This window comes from Brumicola pallidula DSM 14239 = ACAM 615, assembly GCF_000428905.1.
In the GTDB taxonomy this organism is placed as follows: domain Bacteria; phylum Pseudomonadota; class Gammaproteobacteria; order Enterobacterales; family Alteromonadaceae; genus Glaciecola; species Glaciecola pallidula.
The window spans coordinates 91,744-109,192 of record NZ_AUAV01000017.1; the positions used below are offsets into that span (position 1 = coordinate 91,744).

18 protein-coding genes and 4 tRNA genes are annotated in these 17,449 nt (G+C 39.9%); 12 read left to right on the forward strand and 10 right to left on the reverse strand.

All coding sequences use genetic code 11. From position 1 onward, the window contains the following. Positions 1–13 precede the first annotated feature (13 nt). The 4 genes from G399_RS0108215 to G399_RS0108230 are packed head-to-tail and all read right to left on the reverse strand — an operon-like array spanning position 14 to position 1,816. Entirely contained in the window at positions 14–307 is a 294-nt protein-coding gene (locus G399_RS0108215) for a DsrH/TusB family sulfur metabolism protein (RefSeq protein ID WP_006012033.1), read from the reverse strand. A 17-nt stretch (positions 308–324) separates the two neighbouring features. Next, on the reverse strand, positions 325–681 hold the full coding sequence (gene tusC, locus G399_RS0108220; protein ID WP_006012030.1) for a sulfurtransferase complex subunit TusC: 357 nt from the start codon (positions 679–681) through the stop codon (positions 325–327). A gap of 9 nt (positions 682–690) precedes the next feature. After that, entirely contained in the window at positions 691–1,098 is a 408-nt protein-coding gene (gene tusD, locus G399_RS0108225) for a sulfurtransferase complex subunit TusD (RefSeq protein ID WP_006012027.1), read from the reverse strand. A 52-nt stretch (positions 1,099–1,150) separates the two neighbouring features. Next, the gene (locus tag G399_RS0108230; protein WP_006012025.1) at positions 1,151–1,816 is read right to left on the reverse strand and encodes a Bax inhibitor-1/YccA family protein; all 666 of its coding nucleotides are present in this window, start codon (positions 1,814–1,816) and stop codon (positions 1,151–1,153) included. Between the two features lie 220 nt (positions 1,817–2,036). Here G399_RS0108230 and G399_RS0108235 point away from each other — a divergent pair. The 7 genes from G399_RS0108235 (at position 2,037) to G399_RS0108265 (ending at position 6,019) form a co-directional block, all read left to right on the forward strand. Beyond that, positions 2,037–2,128 (forward strand) — tRNA-Ser (locus G399_RS0108235). A 361-nt stretch (positions 2,129–2,489) separates the two neighbouring features. Then, positions 2,490–3,128 (forward strand): UvrY/SirA/GacA family response regulator transcription factor, encoded by a 639-nt coding sequence (gene uvrY / locus G399_RS0108240; RefSeq protein WP_006012023.1) that lies wholly within the window; start codon positions 2,490–2,492, stop codon positions 3,126–3,128. 2 nt (positions 3,129–3,130) lie between these two features. Then, positions 3,131–4,957: an excinuclease ABC subunit UvrC gene (uvrC, locus tag G399_RS0108245; RefSeq protein ID WP_026843583.1), complete on the forward strand. Its 1,827-nt coding sequence runs from the start codon at positions 3,131–3,133 to the stop codon at positions 4,955–4,957. Between the two features lie 61 nt (positions 4,958–5,018). Beyond that, the gene (gene pgsA / locus G399_RS0108250) at positions 5,019–5,588 is read left to right on the forward strand and encodes a CDP-diacylglycerol--glycerol-3-phosphate 3-phosphatidyltransferase (RefSeq protein WP_006012019.1); all 570 of its coding nucleotides are present in this window, start codon (positions 5,019–5,021) and stop codon (positions 5,586–5,588) included. 123 nt (positions 5,589–5,711) lie between these two features. Next, positions 5,712–5,787, forward strand: a tRNA-Gly gene (locus G399_RS0108255). Positions 5,788–5,826: 39 nt separating this feature from the next. After that, positions 5,827–5,900: transfer RNA gene (locus G399_RS0108260), tRNA-Cys, on the forward strand. 32 nt (positions 5,901–5,932) lie between these two features. Then, a tRNA-Leu gene (locus G399_RS0108265) sits at positions 5,933–6,019 on the forward strand. A 198-nt stretch (positions 6,020–6,217) separates the two neighbouring features. Here G399_RS0108265 and G399_RS0108270 read toward each other — a convergent pair. The 4 genes from G399_RS0108270 to msrB all read right to left on the reverse strand — a co-directional run bounded on the left by G399_RS0108270 (position 6,218) and on the right by msrB (position 11,073). Continuing rightward, a complete protein-coding gene (locus G399_RS0108270; RefSeq protein ID WP_006012017.1) occupies positions 6,218–8,443 on the reverse strand; it encodes a GspE/PulE family protein in 2,226 nt (741 codons plus the stop codon). Between the two features lie 127 nt (positions 8,444–8,570). Beyond that, positions 8,571–9,830: a GGDEF domain-containing protein gene (locus tag G399_RS0108275; protein ID WP_006012011.1), complete on the reverse strand. Its 1,260-nt coding sequence runs from the start codon at positions 9,828–9,830 to the stop codon at positions 8,571–8,573. Positions 9,831–10,126: 296 nt separating this feature from the next. Beyond that, complete coding sequence (msrA, locus tag G399_RS0108280; protein ID WP_006012007.1) at positions 10,127–10,624, reverse strand: peptide-methionine (S)-S-oxide reductase MsrA; 498 nt, start codon at positions 10,622–10,624, stop codon at positions 10,127–10,129. Further along, positions 10,624–11,073, reverse strand: a complete 450-nt coding sequence (gene msrB, locus G399_RS0108285; RefSeq protein ID WP_006012004.1) for a peptide-methionine (R)-S-oxide reductase MsrB — start codon at positions 11,071–11,073, stop codon at positions 10,624–10,626. Before msrB ends, msrA begins: the two co-directional genes overlap by 1 nt. 506 nt (positions 11,074–11,579) lie before the next feature. Between msrB and G399_RS0108290 the strand changes: the two genes are divergently transcribed. From G399_RS0108290 to G399_RS0108310, 5 genes are all read left to right on the forward strand, one after another. Beyond that, entirely contained in the window at positions 11,580–12,464 is an 885-nt protein-coding gene (locus G399_RS0108290; protein WP_006012002.1) for a sulfurtransferase, read from the forward strand. Further along, positions 12,461–13,099, forward strand: coding sequence for a LysE family translocator (locus G399_RS0108295; RefSeq protein ID WP_006012000.1), 639 nt, complete (start codon positions 12,461–12,463; stop codon positions 13,097–13,099). The genes G399_RS0108290 and G399_RS0108295 overlap by 4 nt, the downstream gene beginning before the upstream one ends. A 170-nt stretch (positions 13,100–13,269) precedes the next feature. Further along, a complete protein-coding gene (locus G399_RS0108300) occupies positions 13,270–13,986 on the forward strand; it encodes a DUF975 family protein (RefSeq protein ID WP_006011995.1) in 717 nt (238 codons plus the stop codon). Next, on the forward strand, positions 13,979–14,755 hold the full coding sequence (locus G399_RS0108305) for a glucosaminidase domain-containing protein (RefSeq protein ID WP_006011993.1): 777 nt from the start codon (positions 13,979–13,981) through the stop codon (positions 14,753–14,755). Before G399_RS0108300 ends, G399_RS0108305 begins: the two co-directional genes overlap by 8 nt. Then, the gene (locus G399_RS0108310; RefSeq protein ID WP_006011990.1) at positions 14,755–15,393 is read left to right on the forward strand and encodes a DUF2987 domain-containing protein; all 639 of its coding nucleotides are present in this window, start codon (positions 14,755–14,757) and stop codon (positions 15,391–15,393) included. Before G399_RS0108305 ends, G399_RS0108310 begins: the two co-directional genes overlap by 1 nt. Positions 15,394–15,403: 10 nt before the next feature. On the opposite strand, the gene rssA is transcribed toward G399_RS0108310, so the two are convergent. Next, the gene (gene rssA / locus G399_RS0108315) at positions 15,404–16,312 is read right to left on the reverse strand and encodes a patatin-like phospholipase RssA (protein WP_006011987.1); all 909 of its coding nucleotides are present in this window, start codon (positions 16,310–16,312) and stop codon (positions 15,404–15,406) included. A 212-nt stretch (positions 16,313–16,524) separates the two neighbouring features. After that, the gene (gene uspE, locus G399_RS0108320) at positions 16,525–17,421 is read right to left on the reverse strand and encodes a universal stress protein UspE (RefSeq protein ID WP_006011984.1); all 897 of its coding nucleotides are present in this window, start codon (positions 17,419–17,421) and stop codon (positions 16,525–16,527) included. Between the last annotated feature and the right edge of the window lie 28 nt (positions 17,422–17,449).

Sequence of the window (17,449 nt, forward strand, 5' to 3'; positions counted from 1 at the left end):
CGTGGGGAGTTAATCATTGTAGGGTAATACATGGGCTATGTTGAGTGCTCAACCTTACAAATTCTTCAAAGTCGATTATATTAACTCTATCGTGCTCTGCAAAGTTTGCAAGCAGACCCGCTGCCTGTAAGTCACGTTTGAGTGCGTGAATAACAATATCATGACGATCATCTAGTTCTTGTAAAATATTATTCAATTGATATACACCGTGTTGCGCAATAATAACGGCATGAGGCTTATCTATTTCTACCTTGGGTAATATAGATGGGATCGATTGATATTCAGAGCCTAAAAATACAATTAACATGCGTACATAATCCTAAACTAGAAACGTAAAATTGCGTTAGAAACAGCGCATAATTGATTGAACTTGTTGGTATCTATTGATTCTGCAGTTGATGTCAATGCCTGACTTGAAAGTGCAAGGTCAATCATATCTTCTGCAATATAATAAACAGCATCAATATCATACAAGGGTAGAACGTTAATCTGCTTTGCTATCGATTTTCTTTGCACGCAGGTACTGTCTTGACCATCTAATAGCTGGTAAAGACCTTGTTGAGCAAATACAAAGGTGACTTCCACACCAACGTTACTCGCTGCAAGTGCCGCTTCTAACGCATCTTGCGCAGCACTGGTGACATAAGGGGCCTGAGTTGAAATAATGAGTAATTTCGTCATACCAACGCTCTAAAACTGCATACAGATAAGCGCATCAGGGTCACAAGAGGAACTTGTATTCAGTGCAGAAAAGTAGTCAGCCATACCTACTGGGTTGAATGCACAGTGAACATTGCAGTGCAGACGCATAGCCGTTGCGTCTGGCTCTGACAAGACACCACGCTTAATTGATGCGGTAACACAGACGTTTAATGGTGTTTTTGTTTGTTCTGAAAATGCAAGCCATTGCGCAAGTAAATTTTTCTCACCAGTCGCGGGTTGAATGTCAACATTAGCTTGTTGAACCCCTTGTTGATAAAAGAACACTTGCTCTATTTCGTGACCTAACTCAATTGCTGCTTCACAAAAAGACAGGGCCGTTAGTCCATTCAAAGAATCAAATGGCGAACGGGTAACAAATATAAGGAATTTATTCATAACAAACAAAAACACCCCTAAAAGGGGTGTTTTCCATAATTAACGTGATTGATCAATCGTCGCCGCCAAACGCATTTAGCAAGGCAAGCAAGGCAGTGAACAGATTATAGATGTTCAAGTAAAGCGATACAGTTGCCATGACATAATTGGTTTCGCCGCCTTTTATAATTCTGCTAGTGTCGTATAGAATGAAACCAGAAAATATAAAGACGATGACCGCATTAATTGCTAAGTGAACAGCAGGTACCGCAAAGAAAATATTAGCGATACTGGCAATAATCGCAAAAACAAGTCCTACGATTAAAAAACCGCCCAAAAAGCTAAAATCTTTCTTGGTCGTAATTACATAGCCAGAAAGAGCGACAAAAATAATAGCTGTTGTTCCGAAGGCTTCCATAATAAGACCAGGATAACCGACAGCCACGTAATAACTTAGCAATGGGCCGAGGGCAGCACCCATTAAACCAGTAAATAGAAACGTTAGTGGTAAAGCTGCTGCTGAATTGGCATATTTTGAAACAGCGAATAAAGAACCAAACGCTGCCAACATAAGGCCGATTCTCGCAAAGCCACCTAAGTTCATACCCATTGTAATCCAAGCACATACTGCACTGAAGACTAAAGTCATAGACAGTAATAGATAGGTATTTTTCAAAACCTTGTTAATTTCTACTGCCGACCGATTGCCAGAAGCAGAATAGACTGAACGTTGTTCCATTTGTACGTCTCCACGTTAAATATTAATTGAGTAAATCACTTGGTTATTTGTTAGATACTTTGTATGGTGTTTGGTTCCATAATTCAAGTAGTTTTCACTAACTAATCTATATTATTACAGGAATGTGTGAAAAATGTTCAAACGAACGAAAAAAATCACTTTTTTCTGTGTAAAGACTTTACAACAGGCAATTTGGGCCTTAGTATGCGCACCTCAGTACGGAGAGTTGGCAGAGCCCGGTTTAATGCACCTGACTTGAAATCAGACGAAGAGTCAAATCTTCCAGAGGTTCGAATCCTCTACTCTCCGCCACATTCTAGCAAAAGCCCCGATTTCGGGGCTTTTCGCTTTTTGGATATGACTACAAATTAAAGTAGATTTGCGCGTACGTAAAGTCTAAATATCGTATTTAAAGCGCCCAAAAAAAACGCTTAGTTTTGTTCTGTTCAGTATCACTTCCTAGCAAGGCTTAAAATTACTATAGCGGATATAGCTACTATAACTATTATAGCTACTGTAAAGAGTGGCAACAATTAATTCCGTACAATCGAACTTATTCTTTTGATTCAGTTCGATTGATATACAAACCTATTTCAATATGGTGCGTTTTATAAGATAATCCTTGGTTGCAGGACTTTGTATTAATCTAATAATAAGAAATTGAGGTTCCTACGTGATCAAGATTTTATTGGTTGATGACCATGAGCTCGTTAGAACAGGGATCAGTCGGATATTAAATGACGTTAAAGATTTTAACGTCATTGCATCTGTTGGAAGCGGTGAAGAAGCTATTGAACAGTGCAGAAAAAATCCCCCTGATATCATTATGATGGATGTAAGTATGCCGGGTATCGGCGGTCTAGAAGCGACTCGAAAAATTTTACGTTTTTGTGATAGCGCTCGGATTATCTGTTTATCAATGCACAAAGAAAATCCAATACCGACCAAAATCATGCAAGCTGGTGCGCATGGTTTTTTGACCAAGGATGCCGACCCGAGTGAAATGGTAAACGCTATCTATAAGGTATCGTCGGGGCAACGCTATATATCTGCTGACGTGGCTCAGGAACTTGCTATCGGCAGTACCTCGCAGAACCATGACAATCCGTTTGAGAGTTTGTCGGATCGAGAGTTAGAAATTACGATGATGTTAACAAGAGGAACTCGTGTGCCAGAGATTGCGTCAAATCTTAATATTAGCGCTAAAACAGTCAACACATATCGCTATCGTATGTTCGTCAAGCTTAACGTCAGTTCAGATGTAGAGCTCACCCATTTAGCGTTGCGCCATAAGCTGATACAAACCGAATAATAATGAGTGACCAAGCTGTCTTTGATTCAGAATCCTTCCTAAAAAACTTAACTTCAAAACCTGGTGTTTATAGAATGTATAACGTCAGGGAAGAAGTTATTTATGTTGGTAAAGCTAAAAATTTAAAGAAAAGAGTTAGTTCATACTTTCGTAAGACGGTAGATAGTGTAAAAACCCAATCACTGGTAAGTCATATTGCAAAAATGGATGTGACGATAGTGTCGAGTGAAACTGAAGCTTTTATACTCGAAAATAATTTCATTAAAAAATATCGGCCTCGCTATAACGTTGTATTGCGAGATGATAAGTCGTATCCATTTATTTTTCTGTCAGATCACGAGCATCCTCGGCTGAGTTTTCATCGGGGCACGAAAAAGCGCAAAGGTACCTATTTTGGTCCTTATCCAAGTGCTTGGGCGGTAAGAGAAAGCTTGAGATCGATGCAACGCATATTTCCAATTAGACAATGTGAAGATAGTTACTATCGCGCTCGCAGCAGACCCTGTTTGCAATATCAAATGAAACGTTGTTCGGCGCCTTGTGTCGAGGGATATGTCAGTGATGACGAATATAGAGAGCAGGTAAACTTAGCAACGTTATTTCTCCGGGGGAAAAACTCTGAGGTTATTGCTTCACTAGTAGATAAAATGGAACAAGCCAGTGTTGCCTTAAATTTTGAAGGCGCAGCCCGATATCGCGATCAAATAAGTGCACTTCGTCGCATACAAGAACAACAGTTTGTTACCGGTACTCAAGAAGAAATGGACGTATTTGGTTTCGCCTTTAAGAATGGGTATGCCTGCGTACAGGCGTTGTTTGTTCGCGATAGCCAACTACTCGGCAGTAAATCTTTTTTTCCTAAAATCCCTAGAGATATAGACGATGAAACGGTATTCCAGTCTTTTATCTTGCAGTTTTATCTTGCCGGAAATAAGACAATCCCTAAACAGATCGTTGTTCCCATTAAGTTTCCAGACATGGACGAGATTGAAAAAGTATTATCAACCGAAGCAGGCTACAAAATTAAATTCTTTGAGGGGATTCGGGATGAAAAGCGTCAGTATTTACAATTAGCTAATAAGAATGCTGATAATTCGCTTGAAACCCAACAGAATCAACAGAAATCGATGTTTGCACGTTATGTTGATTTAGAAAAAGCGATTGAACGAGATACCCCAATCACTCGAATGGAGTGTTTTGATATTAGTCACACCTCAGGTCAGCAAACGGTTGCTTCTTGTGTAGTTTTTAATCGAGACGGGCCACTAAAAAGTGACTATAGAACCTTTAATATTGAAGGTATTACTCCGGGTGATGACTATGCAGCAATGGCGCAAGCATTAAGACGACGCTATAAATCTCCTAGTGCAGACGCCAAGCTGCCTGATATTTTATTTATAGACGGCGGAAAAGGACAGTTGTCACAAGCAGAGACGCATTTTGAGGACTGGCCATTGGAAAGTAAACCGATGCTTATTGGAGTCGCGAAGGGGAGTAGTCGAAAAGCAGGCTTGGAAACATTAATTAGAGCCGGTTCTTATGAAACAATTCCAATGGAAAGCGATTCCCCTGGTTTGCACTTAATACAACATATAAGAGATGAGTCGCATCGGTTTGCTATATTAGGGCATCGCAACAGACGTCAAAAAGTTAAAACAACCTCAACGTTAGAGGGAATACCAGGTATAGGACCTAAGAAGAGACAAACTTTATTAAAATATTCAGGTGGGCTACAAGGTCTTAAAAAGGCGAGTAAACAAGAAATTAGCAAGGTTCCGGGCATAAGCGAGGATCTTGCCGATATCATATATGATCATTTGCATTCTTAATTGAACCTGTTCTGGTATCATATCCCCAGTTAAGAGAAGTAAACCAAGGTTTTTAGTAAATATGTGGACAATCCCCAACATTATCACCATGTTCAGAGTCTTATTGATCCCTGTATTTGTGTTTGTTTATTTTCTTGATTGGCGCTGGGCCCATCAAGCTGGCGCATTTATATTTTGGCTGGCAGCCATTACGGATTGGATCGATGGTTACTTAGCCAGAAAATTAGAGCAATCCACACCGTTTGGTGCATTCCTTGATCCCGTTGCTGATAAATTAATTGTTGCTGCAGCGCTTCTTATGGTTACCCACACCTATGCTAGTGTATGGATAACAGTTCCAGCAATCGCCTTATTGATGCGTGAAATATATGTTTCCGCGTTGCGTGAGTGGATGGGACAGCAGGGCAGTGCGTCGACGGTCAAAGTCTCGTTTATAGGGAAGTCTAAAACGATGATGCAAATGCTGGCATTAATTGGTTTGTTGTCAGGTTTAGAAGTGTTTATGGGCTTTCCAATTTACTGGGTAACGATAGGTACAATATTATTGTATTTTTCTGCGGTGTTATCGGTGTGGTCTATGGTGGTTTACACTAAAGCCGCTTGGAAGCAACTAAGCAAAGTAAAAAGTTAGCTTTCAGTCGTTTCAGTGCAAAATAGCAACGAACTGTACAAATTTTAATAAAACAGTATATTTCTTTAAGATTTAGTGTTGACAGGTTTTATATAGAGGGTAGAATGCACGCCACATTGCAGAGCGGGAATAGCTCAGCTGGTAGAGCACGACCTTGCCAAGGTCGGGGTCGCGAGTTCGAATCTCGTTTCCCGCTCCAATCTTTTTGATTGACGCAATGTGAAAGCAACAATGTTGTGGCGGAATGGCAGAATGGCTATGCACCGGATTGCAAATCCGTGAATCTCGGTTCGACTCCGGGTTCCGCCTCCATTAATGCTAGCTAGGAACGTCGCAGTATCAGTGCCCGGGTGGTGAAATTGGTAGACACAAGGGATTTAAAATCCCTCGCTCGTAAGAGTGTGCCGGTTCAAGTCCGGCCCCGGGCACCATTTTATAGTTAATGTCTACTAGCTGTAAGATAATATGCACTAGATGTGCAGCAGTTCACATTTAACCATCACCTTTCCTTTCAAATCCTTTGTCAACTACCGAGTTATTATAAGCTACTCCTATAGAAAGGTCATTATGTTCTATCTGACGCTGGCTTCCTTTATATGGGCTTGTTAGCACAACTACAGTGTTTACATCTAATGACCAATGCTAGTGCCACTTATTATTTGCACTTGTGCGATGTCTGCCTCACCGTTAAGCACTTTTATTATTGTATCTTGCGTTAGTGTTCGCATGCCATCTTGCATTGCTTGCTTTTGCATTTCAGGAATAGAAGACCCTTTATAAATTAGTCCACGTAATTCAGGGGTCATTGATAGTAGTTCATGCACGCCTGTGCGGCCTGTGTAACCGGTGTTGTCACAGTCAGTGCAGCCTTTGGGTCCGCACAACTGTGTTTCCGGTGTAAACGCCAATTCATCAACATACTCGTCGCCATATTGACGATGTAAAAATGCGACTTCTATGTCACTCGGTGTATAGCGCTCTTTGCAGCTTGAGCATAAAGTACGGATCAAACGCTGTGCAAGAATACCAATACAGGCGTCTGAAAAGTTAACCGGATCAATACCTAAGTCGAGCAATCGCGTGATAGTTTCTGGTGCTGAGTTGGTATGTAAAGTTGACAATACCAAGTGGCCTGTCAAAGAAGCTTCAATGCCGGCATTAGCGGTTTCTTTGTCACGCATTTCACCAATTAGGATAACATCTGGATCTGCTCTTAAAAACGCGCGTAGGGCCTTAGCAAATGTGAAACCAATTTTGGGATTTACTTGAACCTGCTGCAACCTATATTGCGTAATTTCTACCGGATCCTCTGCTGTCCAGATTTTTTTGTCGGGGGTGTTTAGAAAGCCTAAAATAGCATGTAGCGTTGTGGTTTTTCCCGAACCAGTAGGACCAACAACTAATATGACACCATTAGGAATAAGTACCATTTTTTTGATTTTATCGATATTGTGCTTAGCCAAATTAATTTTCTCAATTGGCATTGCATCATTACCCGCAAGTATTCGCAGAACGATACCCTCACCCGCAACGGTTGGAATAGTTGCCACTCTAACCTCAACGTTTTTTTGTGAGGCAATAAAAGTAAGCTTGCCATCTTGTGGAATACGCTTTTCAGCAATATTGAGGTCCGACATTATTTTAATCCGAGCAACCACTGAATTGTGTTGTGATGCGGGTATTTCTTTAATATCCCTGACCACGCCATCAACTCTCATTCTAACAAGGGTGGGCCGCTCGTGCTCCGGGTCAATATGTATATCTGACGCGTTGAGTCGTTTTGCTTCAATCAGAATATTGGACACCATTTTTACAATATCTGATTCTTTCTCCGGTGCATTATCATTGAAGGTATGTGTGTCTTTTTTAAGTGCTACTTTATTACTTATCTCATTTATTTTGTTTGTTACAGTTTGATTTTCGTTTCCCTCTAAGTACTGGAGTATTTGGTGCGGTAGGCTAAATGCTAATTGATAATTTTGGGTCCCTAAGGCACTTTCAATTTCCATCACTAAATCGGTGTTGTTTGGTTCGTACATAACCACAATGAGTCGGTCTCGAGTATCTTTGAGCAGTACTACATGGTTTCGCTTCAAATAAGATATGCTGAGTTTCGTATTGCTTTGGGTTGATTTGTATTTTCGTGGTAAATAATCAATAAAGGGGACCTGAAAATACACCGACAATGCTTCGTAAATAAGTTTTTCTGAAATTTTATGTTTGTTTTTTAGTTGATGCGTACCTTGACTAATACTCGCGTTGATTGAAAATTCACTCAATGCCTCAGCCGATAAGCTGCCATTATGAGCTAGGTAGTCAAATGCCCTTGCCGTTCCGCCTAGTTGATATCTATAGGCTTTCCCAATAATGTCAGAGACATTTAAAGCGAGAGTAATGTCATCATCGTTTAGCTCTTCAACTTCTTTGTTCTCAATTTCCAATACACCGAGCAACACGCCTTTATACTTGATGGGCACGCTGAGTATATTGTCTGTACGCATATGACGTAAGCGGTCATATTTCTGATCAAACCTCAGTTTATTGTGAATTTTACGTAAGGCGTTTTCATTGTATGGGTTGGTAATTTTGACAGCTTGTTGTGCCATAGCCACGTAGCCAGCTATCGACTGCGTATTGATAGCGACTTTGAGTTCACGAATTTCATTGCTTGTATGGTAGCGCGAAACTAAATCTTTGTGGTGCGAGCGTCGCTGAAAAATACTCATACTCTGAGCACCAAACGCTTCTAATATTAAAGGTTGAAGATGCTCGAACGCAGCGCTAAGCGAAGAATGTTGTTCCACCATTGTTTGTAAGGCTCGGATGAAGTCGGATTGCAGTGAACTATTGGGCATTGAAATTCGCTTTTTTATTGTTTTGTTTGATGTATTGAATACTACTTTACGCTGGGCTTATAAAGCCGAGATGCTTACTAAAACTAATATTGAGAGTTACTAACCATTGAATAATTTGCGAGAGCAGTTACGCTACCTGCGAATTTTGGTTATACCCTGAGGGCGTCATTTCATCATGCTCTTGTACTTGATTGGATTCTGTCTTTTTACTCAGCATATGATCATCAAAAGTAAGCATCTTATTTCCGCCATTTTTTTGAGCCTCGGTAAGGGCCATTATTGCTTGTGAGGTTATTTCTTCAAGGTCAATAATACTGCCTTCAGCAAACTCTGCAATGCCGATGCTAATTGATAATGTTTTTAAGTTTTCAACGTTTGTATATAAGTGCTCAATCTGGGCCTTGTTGATTAAATTCAACAGTTTAGCAGAAAAAGAACTTGCGTCTGATTTGCATGCATTGGGAATAACTAGGGCAAATTTTTGTTTGTCAAAACGGGTCATGAACTCACCGCCTCTGGACGTTGCTTTTGCCAGAATATTTGCGACAGAACGAGTACATTCATCAGCTTCACTTTCAGAATACTGTGCTTTGTATTGCGAAAAGTAATCAACTTCAATCACCACAAGACTTAATGTGCTGTTGATGCGCTTGGCGCGTCTAATTTCTTCATCAATAATTAAATCAAAAAGGCGCCGGTTAAACAGGCCCGTTTCTGGATCATCAAAAGTAGCAGTTTCAACCTTCGTTTTGTAATAGTCACTTTGCTGCGCTGCGTCTTCGTATTTTACTTGCATTATTACACCGTTTATTAGAAAACGATTTACCGAAATACCTAAAAATAAGACTAAACCAGCAAATGTAGTGAGGCTGGCGGCTAAGATAAAAGATAAGGGCTGAGCAATTAATATAAAACCGATAACTAAAGGTGCGAAAGTAGGTAACAACATGGCGAGTATTATTTTTTTCGAATACAAACATGTCATTATTGCACTCCCCATATGCATCGCAGCAATGAGCGCAAGTATTGCCCATAGCTGTGGGTCTACGAGAGTAACAATATAATAATAAGCGGCTGCAAATATCACGCTAACCACCAGTGTAATAAACACAAGCATATCCTCCCACTTTGCAATTTTTTGGGTTTGCTGTACTTTACGGCGATTAAATCTAGTTTGACAAAATAAACCGATGACTAATGCACACCCGAGCACTGACAACCAATAAAAGGCATAATCTGGTATAGTGGTTCCCCATGTCATTGCCATTAGAAAAGCGGCAAACATGATGTGAATAGCGGTATTTGCACTTGAATACTTGAACAGATTTATAATCCACAATTCTTTGCTGCACTGCGTTACGGTAGTCGTCATAGCTTGTTTTTCCATTTATGCTGCTGTACAAGATCGTCATTGCTAGTAAATCGCTAGCCGCTCAAAGATTAATAGCGTAATTTTTGATATGGCTTTTAGTCGGTTAATTTTTTAAACAGCATGCACTCGAAATAGTAGTATGAATTTCACTCTTAAAGTGCTTGAAATTTATACATGATTATTAATAACGATAACAATAACTGGCAATAAGCAGGTACTTAATGGCTGGACGCTAGCGGGGGTAATCAAGTCGTGACCGCAATCAAGTAAAACGGTCAGACTTTTTACAAAAGGATTAATTTAAAAACAGATTAACTTTTTGGTAGTGCCCAGTCAGGTCTTGGAAAATGACAAGTGTAGCCATTTGGGCGGGTTTCTAAATAGTCTTGATGTTCCGGTTCGGCTTCCCAAAAGTCACCTACAGGCTCTACTTCAGTGACTACTTTTCCTGGCCACAACCCAGATGCATCAACATCTTCAATAGTGTTAAATGCTTGGGTTCGTTGCGCCTCAGAAACATAATAAATAGCCGAGCGATAAGACACACCAAGGTCGTTTCCTTGCCTGTTTACCGTACTAGGATCATGGATTTGAAAGAAGAATTCCAAAATTTGTCGGTAGCTAACAAGCTCATTGTCAAATAATATTTCGATACCTTCAGCATGTGTTCCATGATTTTGGTAAGTCGCATTTGGCGTCTCACCGCCGGTATAACCAACACGAGTTGAATTTATGCCAGGGCGTTTGCGAATGAGATCCTGCATACCCCAAAAGCAGCCACCGGCCAATACTGCGCGTTCATTTGCCATTATAAAATTTCCTCAATTTGATCGATATAAGCTTCGTAGCCTTGGCTACTCATATCATTTTTAGCAACAAAACGTAATGACGCTGAATTAATACAATAACGCAAACCACCTTTATCTTTAGGACCGTCTGTAAATACATGGCCTAAGTGACTATCACCATATGCAGAACGCACCTCGGTGCGGCTCATACCGTGCGACGTATCCGTAATTTCATTTACGTTAACCGCCTCAATAGGTTTGGTGAAACTTGGCCAGCCACAGCCTGATTCATATTTTGCAGATGATGCAAACAAAGGCTCACCAGAAACAATATCTACGTATATGCCCAGTGATGTATTATTTAGCCATTCCCCGGTGCCGGGGCGCTCAGTGCCGTTCTCTTGGGTTACTCTAAACTGCTCAGCGCTTAGACCCGAAATGACCTCTGCAGATTTTTGATATTTACTCATTATACTCTCTCTTTATCCTTACTTTACTAATGTTGTTTGTTACGTTCTAGTTCGACTATTAGATTTGTTTACATCGTGCATTACACAAAACTTGCTAATTTATCAACTTACACAGCCAATCACGCAGGATTTCGCTATCAAATTTTGATTTTTTTTCGCATCCAAAACAACAATTTTGAGTGCCACATTGTCATTGAATAACTATTAAAATATAGATGCTCATAAAAGGTAACTTAGCTAGGTTATGTATGTGATTTAATCCTCCATATGCCAACATATTTGATTTTTGGTGTGTAGAGCAGTTTACGGATTAATTTACGTAGACTTTACTATACTCATTTTCAGCAACACATAAAAGCCATCGCATCGCGGGACTCTTGGTTGATGCAGGTGTGAACCTACTGCATAATTATCGCTGCATTTTTTTTGCAAACTTCTATGTATGACAAAATCGTGGTTTAATTATGTAACTTAACATTGCTTAACAGTATTGGTTTGCATTCCTCATGACAACTACAACACTTCTTTGCTGCGAACTTGCTCAAAAAATCGAGCTTGTCGCTAACAATAAATTCAAAATACTATTCACTACAATGCAGAGCGCACCAACCTCTAAGCCAGATTTGGAGCGATCCGGTCTACCTTGTTTTATACCTAATTCTTTGTTCTTCGACTTTGAAAATGAGTTTGTCGATAAAGATGCATCGTTTAGCAATATGATGCCCTGCGTGGATGTGTTTCAAACGGCAGCGCGGCGGCTTGGCTTGAACTTAGAAGATGAAATCGTAGTTTATGATGACTTTGGTAATTTCTGCGCATCAAGGGCTTGGTTTATGCTGCTAGCCATGGGCTTTACTAATGTTAAAATACTGGATGGCGGATTGCCAGAGTGGCTCAATAGTAAACACCCAACCCAAAAAGTACTAGCAAGCCCTATTGCAACATCAAGTGTTGAGCTCAAACCATCGGCTAATTTTGGCTTTGTTGGCGCTGACTACATTAGCAACAAACTATCAATGTTGGTCTCACCCAAAAACACGACTGATTTAATCCAGATTATTGACGCCAGAAGTAACGGTAGATACACAGGAGCCGAACCTGAGCCGAGAACTAACATGAGGTCAGGGCATATACCAATGTCTTCAAATATTCATTATGCCAGCGTGCAAGTTAATGGTACTTTTAAAAGTTATAATGAATTAGTCGCTATATTTGAGAATGAAAAGATTGACCTTAGCAACGAAATTGTTATCAGTTGTGGTAGCGGCATTACCGCCTGTATCATTGCTCAGGCAGTTTTCTCATTAGGGGCTAGTCGAGTAAAAGTATATGATGCAAGTTGGTCAGAGTGGGGGGCTAGTCAAATCCTGCCCATTGAGATTAGTCAATGATTGATACAACTGCTTTTAGTTGGGTTGAGTTCTTCTCAATTGCGGTCATTCATTTCTTCGCAGTTGCTAGTCCAGGTCCAGACTTCGCCGTGGTATTGAAACAATGTATTCAACAGGGGCGGGCAGCAGCTATTTCGACTAGTGTGGGGATTAGCTGTGGCATACTTTTGCATGTTACTTATTCCTTGGTTGGTATCGGCCTGATCATAAAAACGACACCTTGGTTATTAAACATATTGCTTTATTTGGCTGCGGCCTACTTAGCCTGGATTGGCGTTAGTGCTCTTAGAAGTCAAGCGCACGGCCAGACACAAGTTTCAACAACGGCAGGTAAACCTAAAAGCCTGACGAAATCATTCATGCTAGGTTTCATTACTAATGGATTGAATCCGAAGGCCACGCTATTCTTTTTATCTGTTTTCACGGTTGCCATTTCTTCTGACACATTATTGGCGCACCAAATGATTTATGGTTTATACATGGCTATCGCTACAGCAGCATGGTTTGTATTTCTTTCCTTTATTATTTCACATAAAAGGGTACGCGCATTTTATGAACTCAACGGCTATATATTTGACCGCACGATGGGTGTTGTTCTGATCGTAATGGCTATATTTTTAATCCTTAATAGTTAGCGTGAATATTGTATAATTGGGGTTATGGTCACCGATATTGAATGATTCATAGTATTAATAATCGCATAGGCGAACTCCTTGCGCGTATAATTAAGCTATACATTATGAGCAGTTATTTGCACGACCAACAAATAACAGACAAAGAAATTAATATGGAAAATTAGTCTGCAATGAATAAAGCACCATCACAAAATTACAATATAGATATTAAGCGCCTTTTTGAACGAGGGAATACGGCGACAAAGCAAAACTTTTCTGTCATTCTTCGGTGTATTTTTATTTTATTATTCATTGCATTAGCTGCATTTGTTGTATTGTTTAATATGTATAATATTGAGACCGTAGTGCAACTTCAAGAAATGCAAACAGAAACCTATTTTTTTAATATGTTGCTTACTGTGTTTATGTCACCGCTAATGGCTGGGATTAGTATGTTGGCAGTTAAAACCGAACGCAAACAGCCTATTAATGTAATAAGCCTATTTATGTATGTCCCTTTCATACTATGGCTAGCAACGGCGGAATTGATTATTTCATTGTTAACTCAGATTGGTATGACACTATTTATTCTGCCGGCGATATATATTTTTATCTCGACTATTTTTACCAAGTTTCTAATCGCTGATAAGCAACTAAGGCCATTTATGGCGATAAAACTGTCGATTCAAATGTGTAATCGATATCTATTGCAATTGACAATCTTATTCGTTATTTTCTTTGTGCTATTTTTACTTGGTATGATAACGTTTGGGCTCGCATTCATTTGGATAGTGCCCTTGTATTATAACGTTATAGGTATTTTATATAACGACTTATTTGGGGTTCAGGAAGAAACACAACAATCACAACCAGTTGCCAACTCAGGGGAAACTCATTTTGATGCATAAATTAAAAATTATTTCGATAGCCTCTAGTGTTTTGGTTCTAGTGCTGTTTGGTATATATTTATTGCAACCTGAAAAATCGGTTATACAGACAATTCCACAAAGTGAATCTGCAAAGAAACCCATACCTGATTTTAATCAGTACAATGACACAACCGAGAAAAAGAAAGCTTTCTTTAGTTACTTGAGGCCCGCAATTGAAATTCAGAATAAGCATATCTTAATGCAAAGAGAGTTCATTCATGGTTTACGAGCAAAGCATATATCTGGTGAAATGATCACAGAAAAACAAATGCTAGAGCTTGATTGGCTCGCAGATGAATATCGAGTTGAGAAAAATGATGATCTGGGTCCGGTATTTGATAGGTTATTAACAAGAGTTGATATTATTCCTGTAGAGTTAGTGTTGGTCCAAACCGCCAATGAGTCTGCTTGGGGAACGTCAAGATTTGCTCGTAATGGGTATAATTTTTTCGGTCTTTGGTGTTTTAAAAAAGGGTGTGGGTTTGTGCCCAAACGTCGCGATGAAGATGCTGCGCACGAAGTAGCTAAGTTTAATAACTTATCGAGGGCGATGTACACCTATATGCGAAACTTAAATAGACACAGTGCTTATAGCGAGATGCGCGGTATTAGAAAACAACTGCGCAATAAAATGCAGCCTATTTCAGCCCTTGCATTAAGCGAGGGCTTAACTAAATATTCCGAGCGTGGAGATGATTACGTGGTGGAATTAAAACAAATGATTAAATTTAATAGGGAACTTATGTAATGCGCAAGCCGGTCTTATCAATTGTGTTAGCGCTGTTGCTAACACAACCAGCAATTGCTGACGAAGTAGAGGTTAAATATAAGACTTTTTATGGTCATGTTAGCAAGTTAGACAATGAAGATACCCAAGCTCTTCAATTTGCGTTTGGTTTTCAACACGTCGGTTCCGGTGAACTTTGTACTATTAACAAAGCACGCATTAGCACCCAGAAAGTTCAGATCCCATTAACTGTGACGCCAGAAAATCGTTTTACTATTCAATCAGAAAAAGCACTTAGCCTGGCCAATGCATTTGTTGTGATTGATTTTAAAGAACCATCAAATCAATGCGATATATCAGTTCAACTTGAAACAAAGTCTGAGTATTTAAAAACTGAATATACGTTTCAAGAAATGCAATTTATCTACCAACAGTACGAAGCATTTTTTAATGAAATGGGCAGCTTCCTGTCGTTTATGATGCCAACAGTAAATGGATTAATGCTTCAATTTAGCGATAAAAGTCTTCGTGAAACGACTAAAACAGGTGAAATGATCAATCAGGGCACATTGATGTTAAATAATGAATGGTTTGAACGTAACAAAGGGCTTAAGCTGCAAACTATGCCGTTACGCATAACCGCTATTGCAACTAAGTAGCAAGGAATGCTTACGCCTTTTCTACTAAATTTAATTGAAAGGCAATTTGTTTAGCTAAACGCTCAACAGCTTGACGGCCTTTTTCAGCCACCTCACTGGCACGATGAAATTCAAGTAAACCCACATCATGTAATTGCGGTTCAATAAGAATATCAGGTGGTTCGCCAGCAAGTCGGGAGCGGGTTACTCTAGCTTGCAGGATTTCTAGGGAACCACTCATTACACCGACAATTCCTGGTGGTTTTTTCTTATTCGCTTTCACTTCTGGCGAAAGCCACTTTTTAATAAAACTATCGCTCGCTCTCTCTAGCATTTCATCTGTTTTTCTTTGATTTTCTTTATGTTCAAGTTCACATGTTTCAATCAGCCTTGGCCTGAAATCAGCACTTAGATTGACAGCAATAACAAAGTCGGCCCCCATCTGTCTGCATTGATTGACTGGGACAGGGTTAACCACGGCACCGTCAACTAACCATCTGCCGTTATGATCGACAGGACTAAATAGGGCGGGAATAGCACACGAAGCTTGAATAGAGTCGCCAATTTCACCTTTATTGAATACCACTTCTCTGCCAGAATAGAGATCAGTTGCAACACAAGCAAAAGGGATATTCATCGCTTCGAAGGTAGGCGCACAAAAATCGCTTTTTAACTTATCAAATACTTTTTGTCCGCTGGCTATTCCACCACGTCTAAAGCCAACACCGAGGAGTTTAAAAACCTGCCACTCAGTCAATGAATTTGCCCACATTTCTAAGTCGTCTAGTTTGCCACTAGCAAATGCAGCGCCAACATATGCACCAATCGAACAACCAGCGATAAAGTCTATTTCAACGCCAGCCTTTTGCAGTGCCCTAATAATCCCTATATGCGCCCAGCCTCTGGCGGCACCAGCACCAAGTGCGAGTCCAATTTTCATGTCGATCCTTTCGTAAGTTTACGCTGTGTATAATCAATGTTTGTTGATTCTGCCGACTATCTGGTTGTTCTAATCGTGCAGCATTAAACGACTATTTGAATACTAAAGATTTTATTGCAAACAGCATCAGTTGCAAGGAATAGTAGGTTGGTTTTGAATTTCAAAATAGCGTTATTAGATAAAGTCCTATGCCAAGCTAGGTTTTTTGACTGTTATTTTACAATCATAGTGTCACATTCTACAGCGTCAATAATAAGTTCAGCTGTATTGCCAAGCAAGGCCGCTGAGAATCCTGTGCGACCAACCGAACCAATGACTAATAAATCTGCTTTATATTTTTGACATACTTCAGGGATAATATCTTCAGGCAGCCCTTCTAATACATGCACATTGTCGGTAGCTACTTTATAGGTTTCAGCTAGTTCGAGCACTTTTTTTGTATGCCTGTTTTGTACTGATTTATTGTAAACCTCGGGCGTAAAATTAGGTACTTCCACCGCTATGTGCAATGGTGCACCTGCAAATGAATTTGCAAAGTGAAGGGTAGCGTTAAGTAGTTTTGATAAACCATGAGCGGTTTCAGCCACTTTATCACTTAAGCTGTTATGTTCGTCATCTTTAGCTAAAACACCAATAGAACTCACAACAGTGCCTTTCTGGGGCCATTCATGAGACTTAACTAACATAACGTTCACCGAAGAATTGCGCACAATGTGCCAATCACTTGGAGTGAATAAACTAGATGACAACATACCGTGCTTTTTCGTCGCTTTTACAATCAAGTCACACTTATATTCGTGGCACGTATCGATTACCGCCTCATGTAACTTTTTATACCAAGTCACAACAACGTCAACATTAGCGTCGCAATTTAATTCGTTAACTAAAGCCGCTAGTTTTAATTTTTCATGTTCAACCAGAGCTTGTTTCATATTGAAACGCTCGTCACTGGTTAACACGGCGGTCATGTCATAAGACTTATCATAGATGCATGAGAACAGAATAATTTGGGCATTTGTTTTTTCAGCAATGCGCAACGCTCGCAATAACGAGGACTGTTGGTCAAGGGTAGGGTCGGTAACAGCGAGTATTTTTGTACAAGTGAACATCGTTTTCTCCAAAGCTTAACTATCTGCT

Bases quoted from the DNA above. Each gene is read 5' to 3' on its own strand.
- G399_RS0108215 (WP_006012033.1), bottom strand. From the start codon at position 307: ATGTTAATTGTATTTTTAGGCTCTGAATATCAATCGATCCCATCTATA.
- tusC (WP_006012030.1), bottom strand. From the start codon at position 681: ATGACGAAATTACTCATTATTTCAACTCAGGCCCCTTATGTCACCAGT.
- tusD (WP_006012027.1), bottom strand. From the start codon at position 1,098: ATGAATAAATTCCTTATATTTGTTACCCGTTCGCCATTTGATTCTTTG.
- G399_RS0108230 (WP_006012025.1), bottom strand. From the start codon at position 1,816: ATGGAACAACGTTCAGTCTATTCTGCTTCTGGCAATCGGTCGGCAGTA.
- uvrC (WP_026843583.1), top strand. From the start codon at position 3,131: ATGAGTGACCAAGCTGTCTTTGATTCAGAATCCTTCCTAAAAAACTTA.
- pgsA (WP_006012019.1), top strand. From the start codon at position 5,019: ATGTGGACAATCCCCAACATTATCACCATGTTCAGAGTCTTATTGATC.
- G399_RS0108270 (WP_006012017.1), bottom strand. From the start codon at position 8,443: ATGCCCAATAGTTCACTGCAATCCGACTTCATCCGAGCCTTACAAACA.
- G399_RS0108275 (WP_006012011.1), bottom strand. From the start codon at position 9,830: ATGGAAAAACAAGCTATGACGACTACCGTAACGCAGTGCAGCAAAGAA.
- msrA (WP_006012007.1), bottom strand. From the start codon at position 10,624: ATGGCAAATGAACGCGCAGTATTGGCCGGTGGCTGCTTTTGGGGTATG.
- msrB (WP_006012004.1), bottom strand. From the start codon at position 11,073: ATGAGTAAATATCAAAAATCTGCAGAGGTCATTTCGGGTCTAAGCGCT.
- G399_RS0108290 (WP_006012002.1), top strand. From the start codon at position 11,580: ATGACAACTACAACACTTCTTTGCTGCGAACTTGCTCAAAAAATCGAG.
- G399_RS0108295 (WP_006012000.1), top strand. From the start codon at position 12,461: ATGATTGATACAACTGCTTTTAGTTGGGTTGAGTTCTTCTCAATTGCG.
- G399_RS0108300 (WP_006011995.1), top strand. From the start codon at position 13,270: ATGAATAAAGCACCATCACAAAATTACAATATAGATATTAAGCGCCTT.
- G399_RS0108305 (WP_006011993.1), top strand. From the start codon at position 13,979: ATGCATAAATTAAAAATTATTTCGATAGCCTCTAGTGTTTTGGTTCTA.
- G399_RS0108310 (WP_006011990.1), top strand. From the start codon at position 14,755: ATGCGCAAGCCGGTCTTATCAATTGTGTTAGCGCTGTTGCTAACACAA.
- rssA (WP_006011987.1), bottom strand. From the start codon at position 16,312: ATGAAAATTGGACTCGCACTTGGTGCTGGTGCCGCCAGAGGCTGGGCG.
- uspE (WP_006011984.1), bottom strand. From the start codon at position 17,421: ATGTTCACTTGTACAAAAATACTCGCTGTTACCGACCCTACCCTTGAC.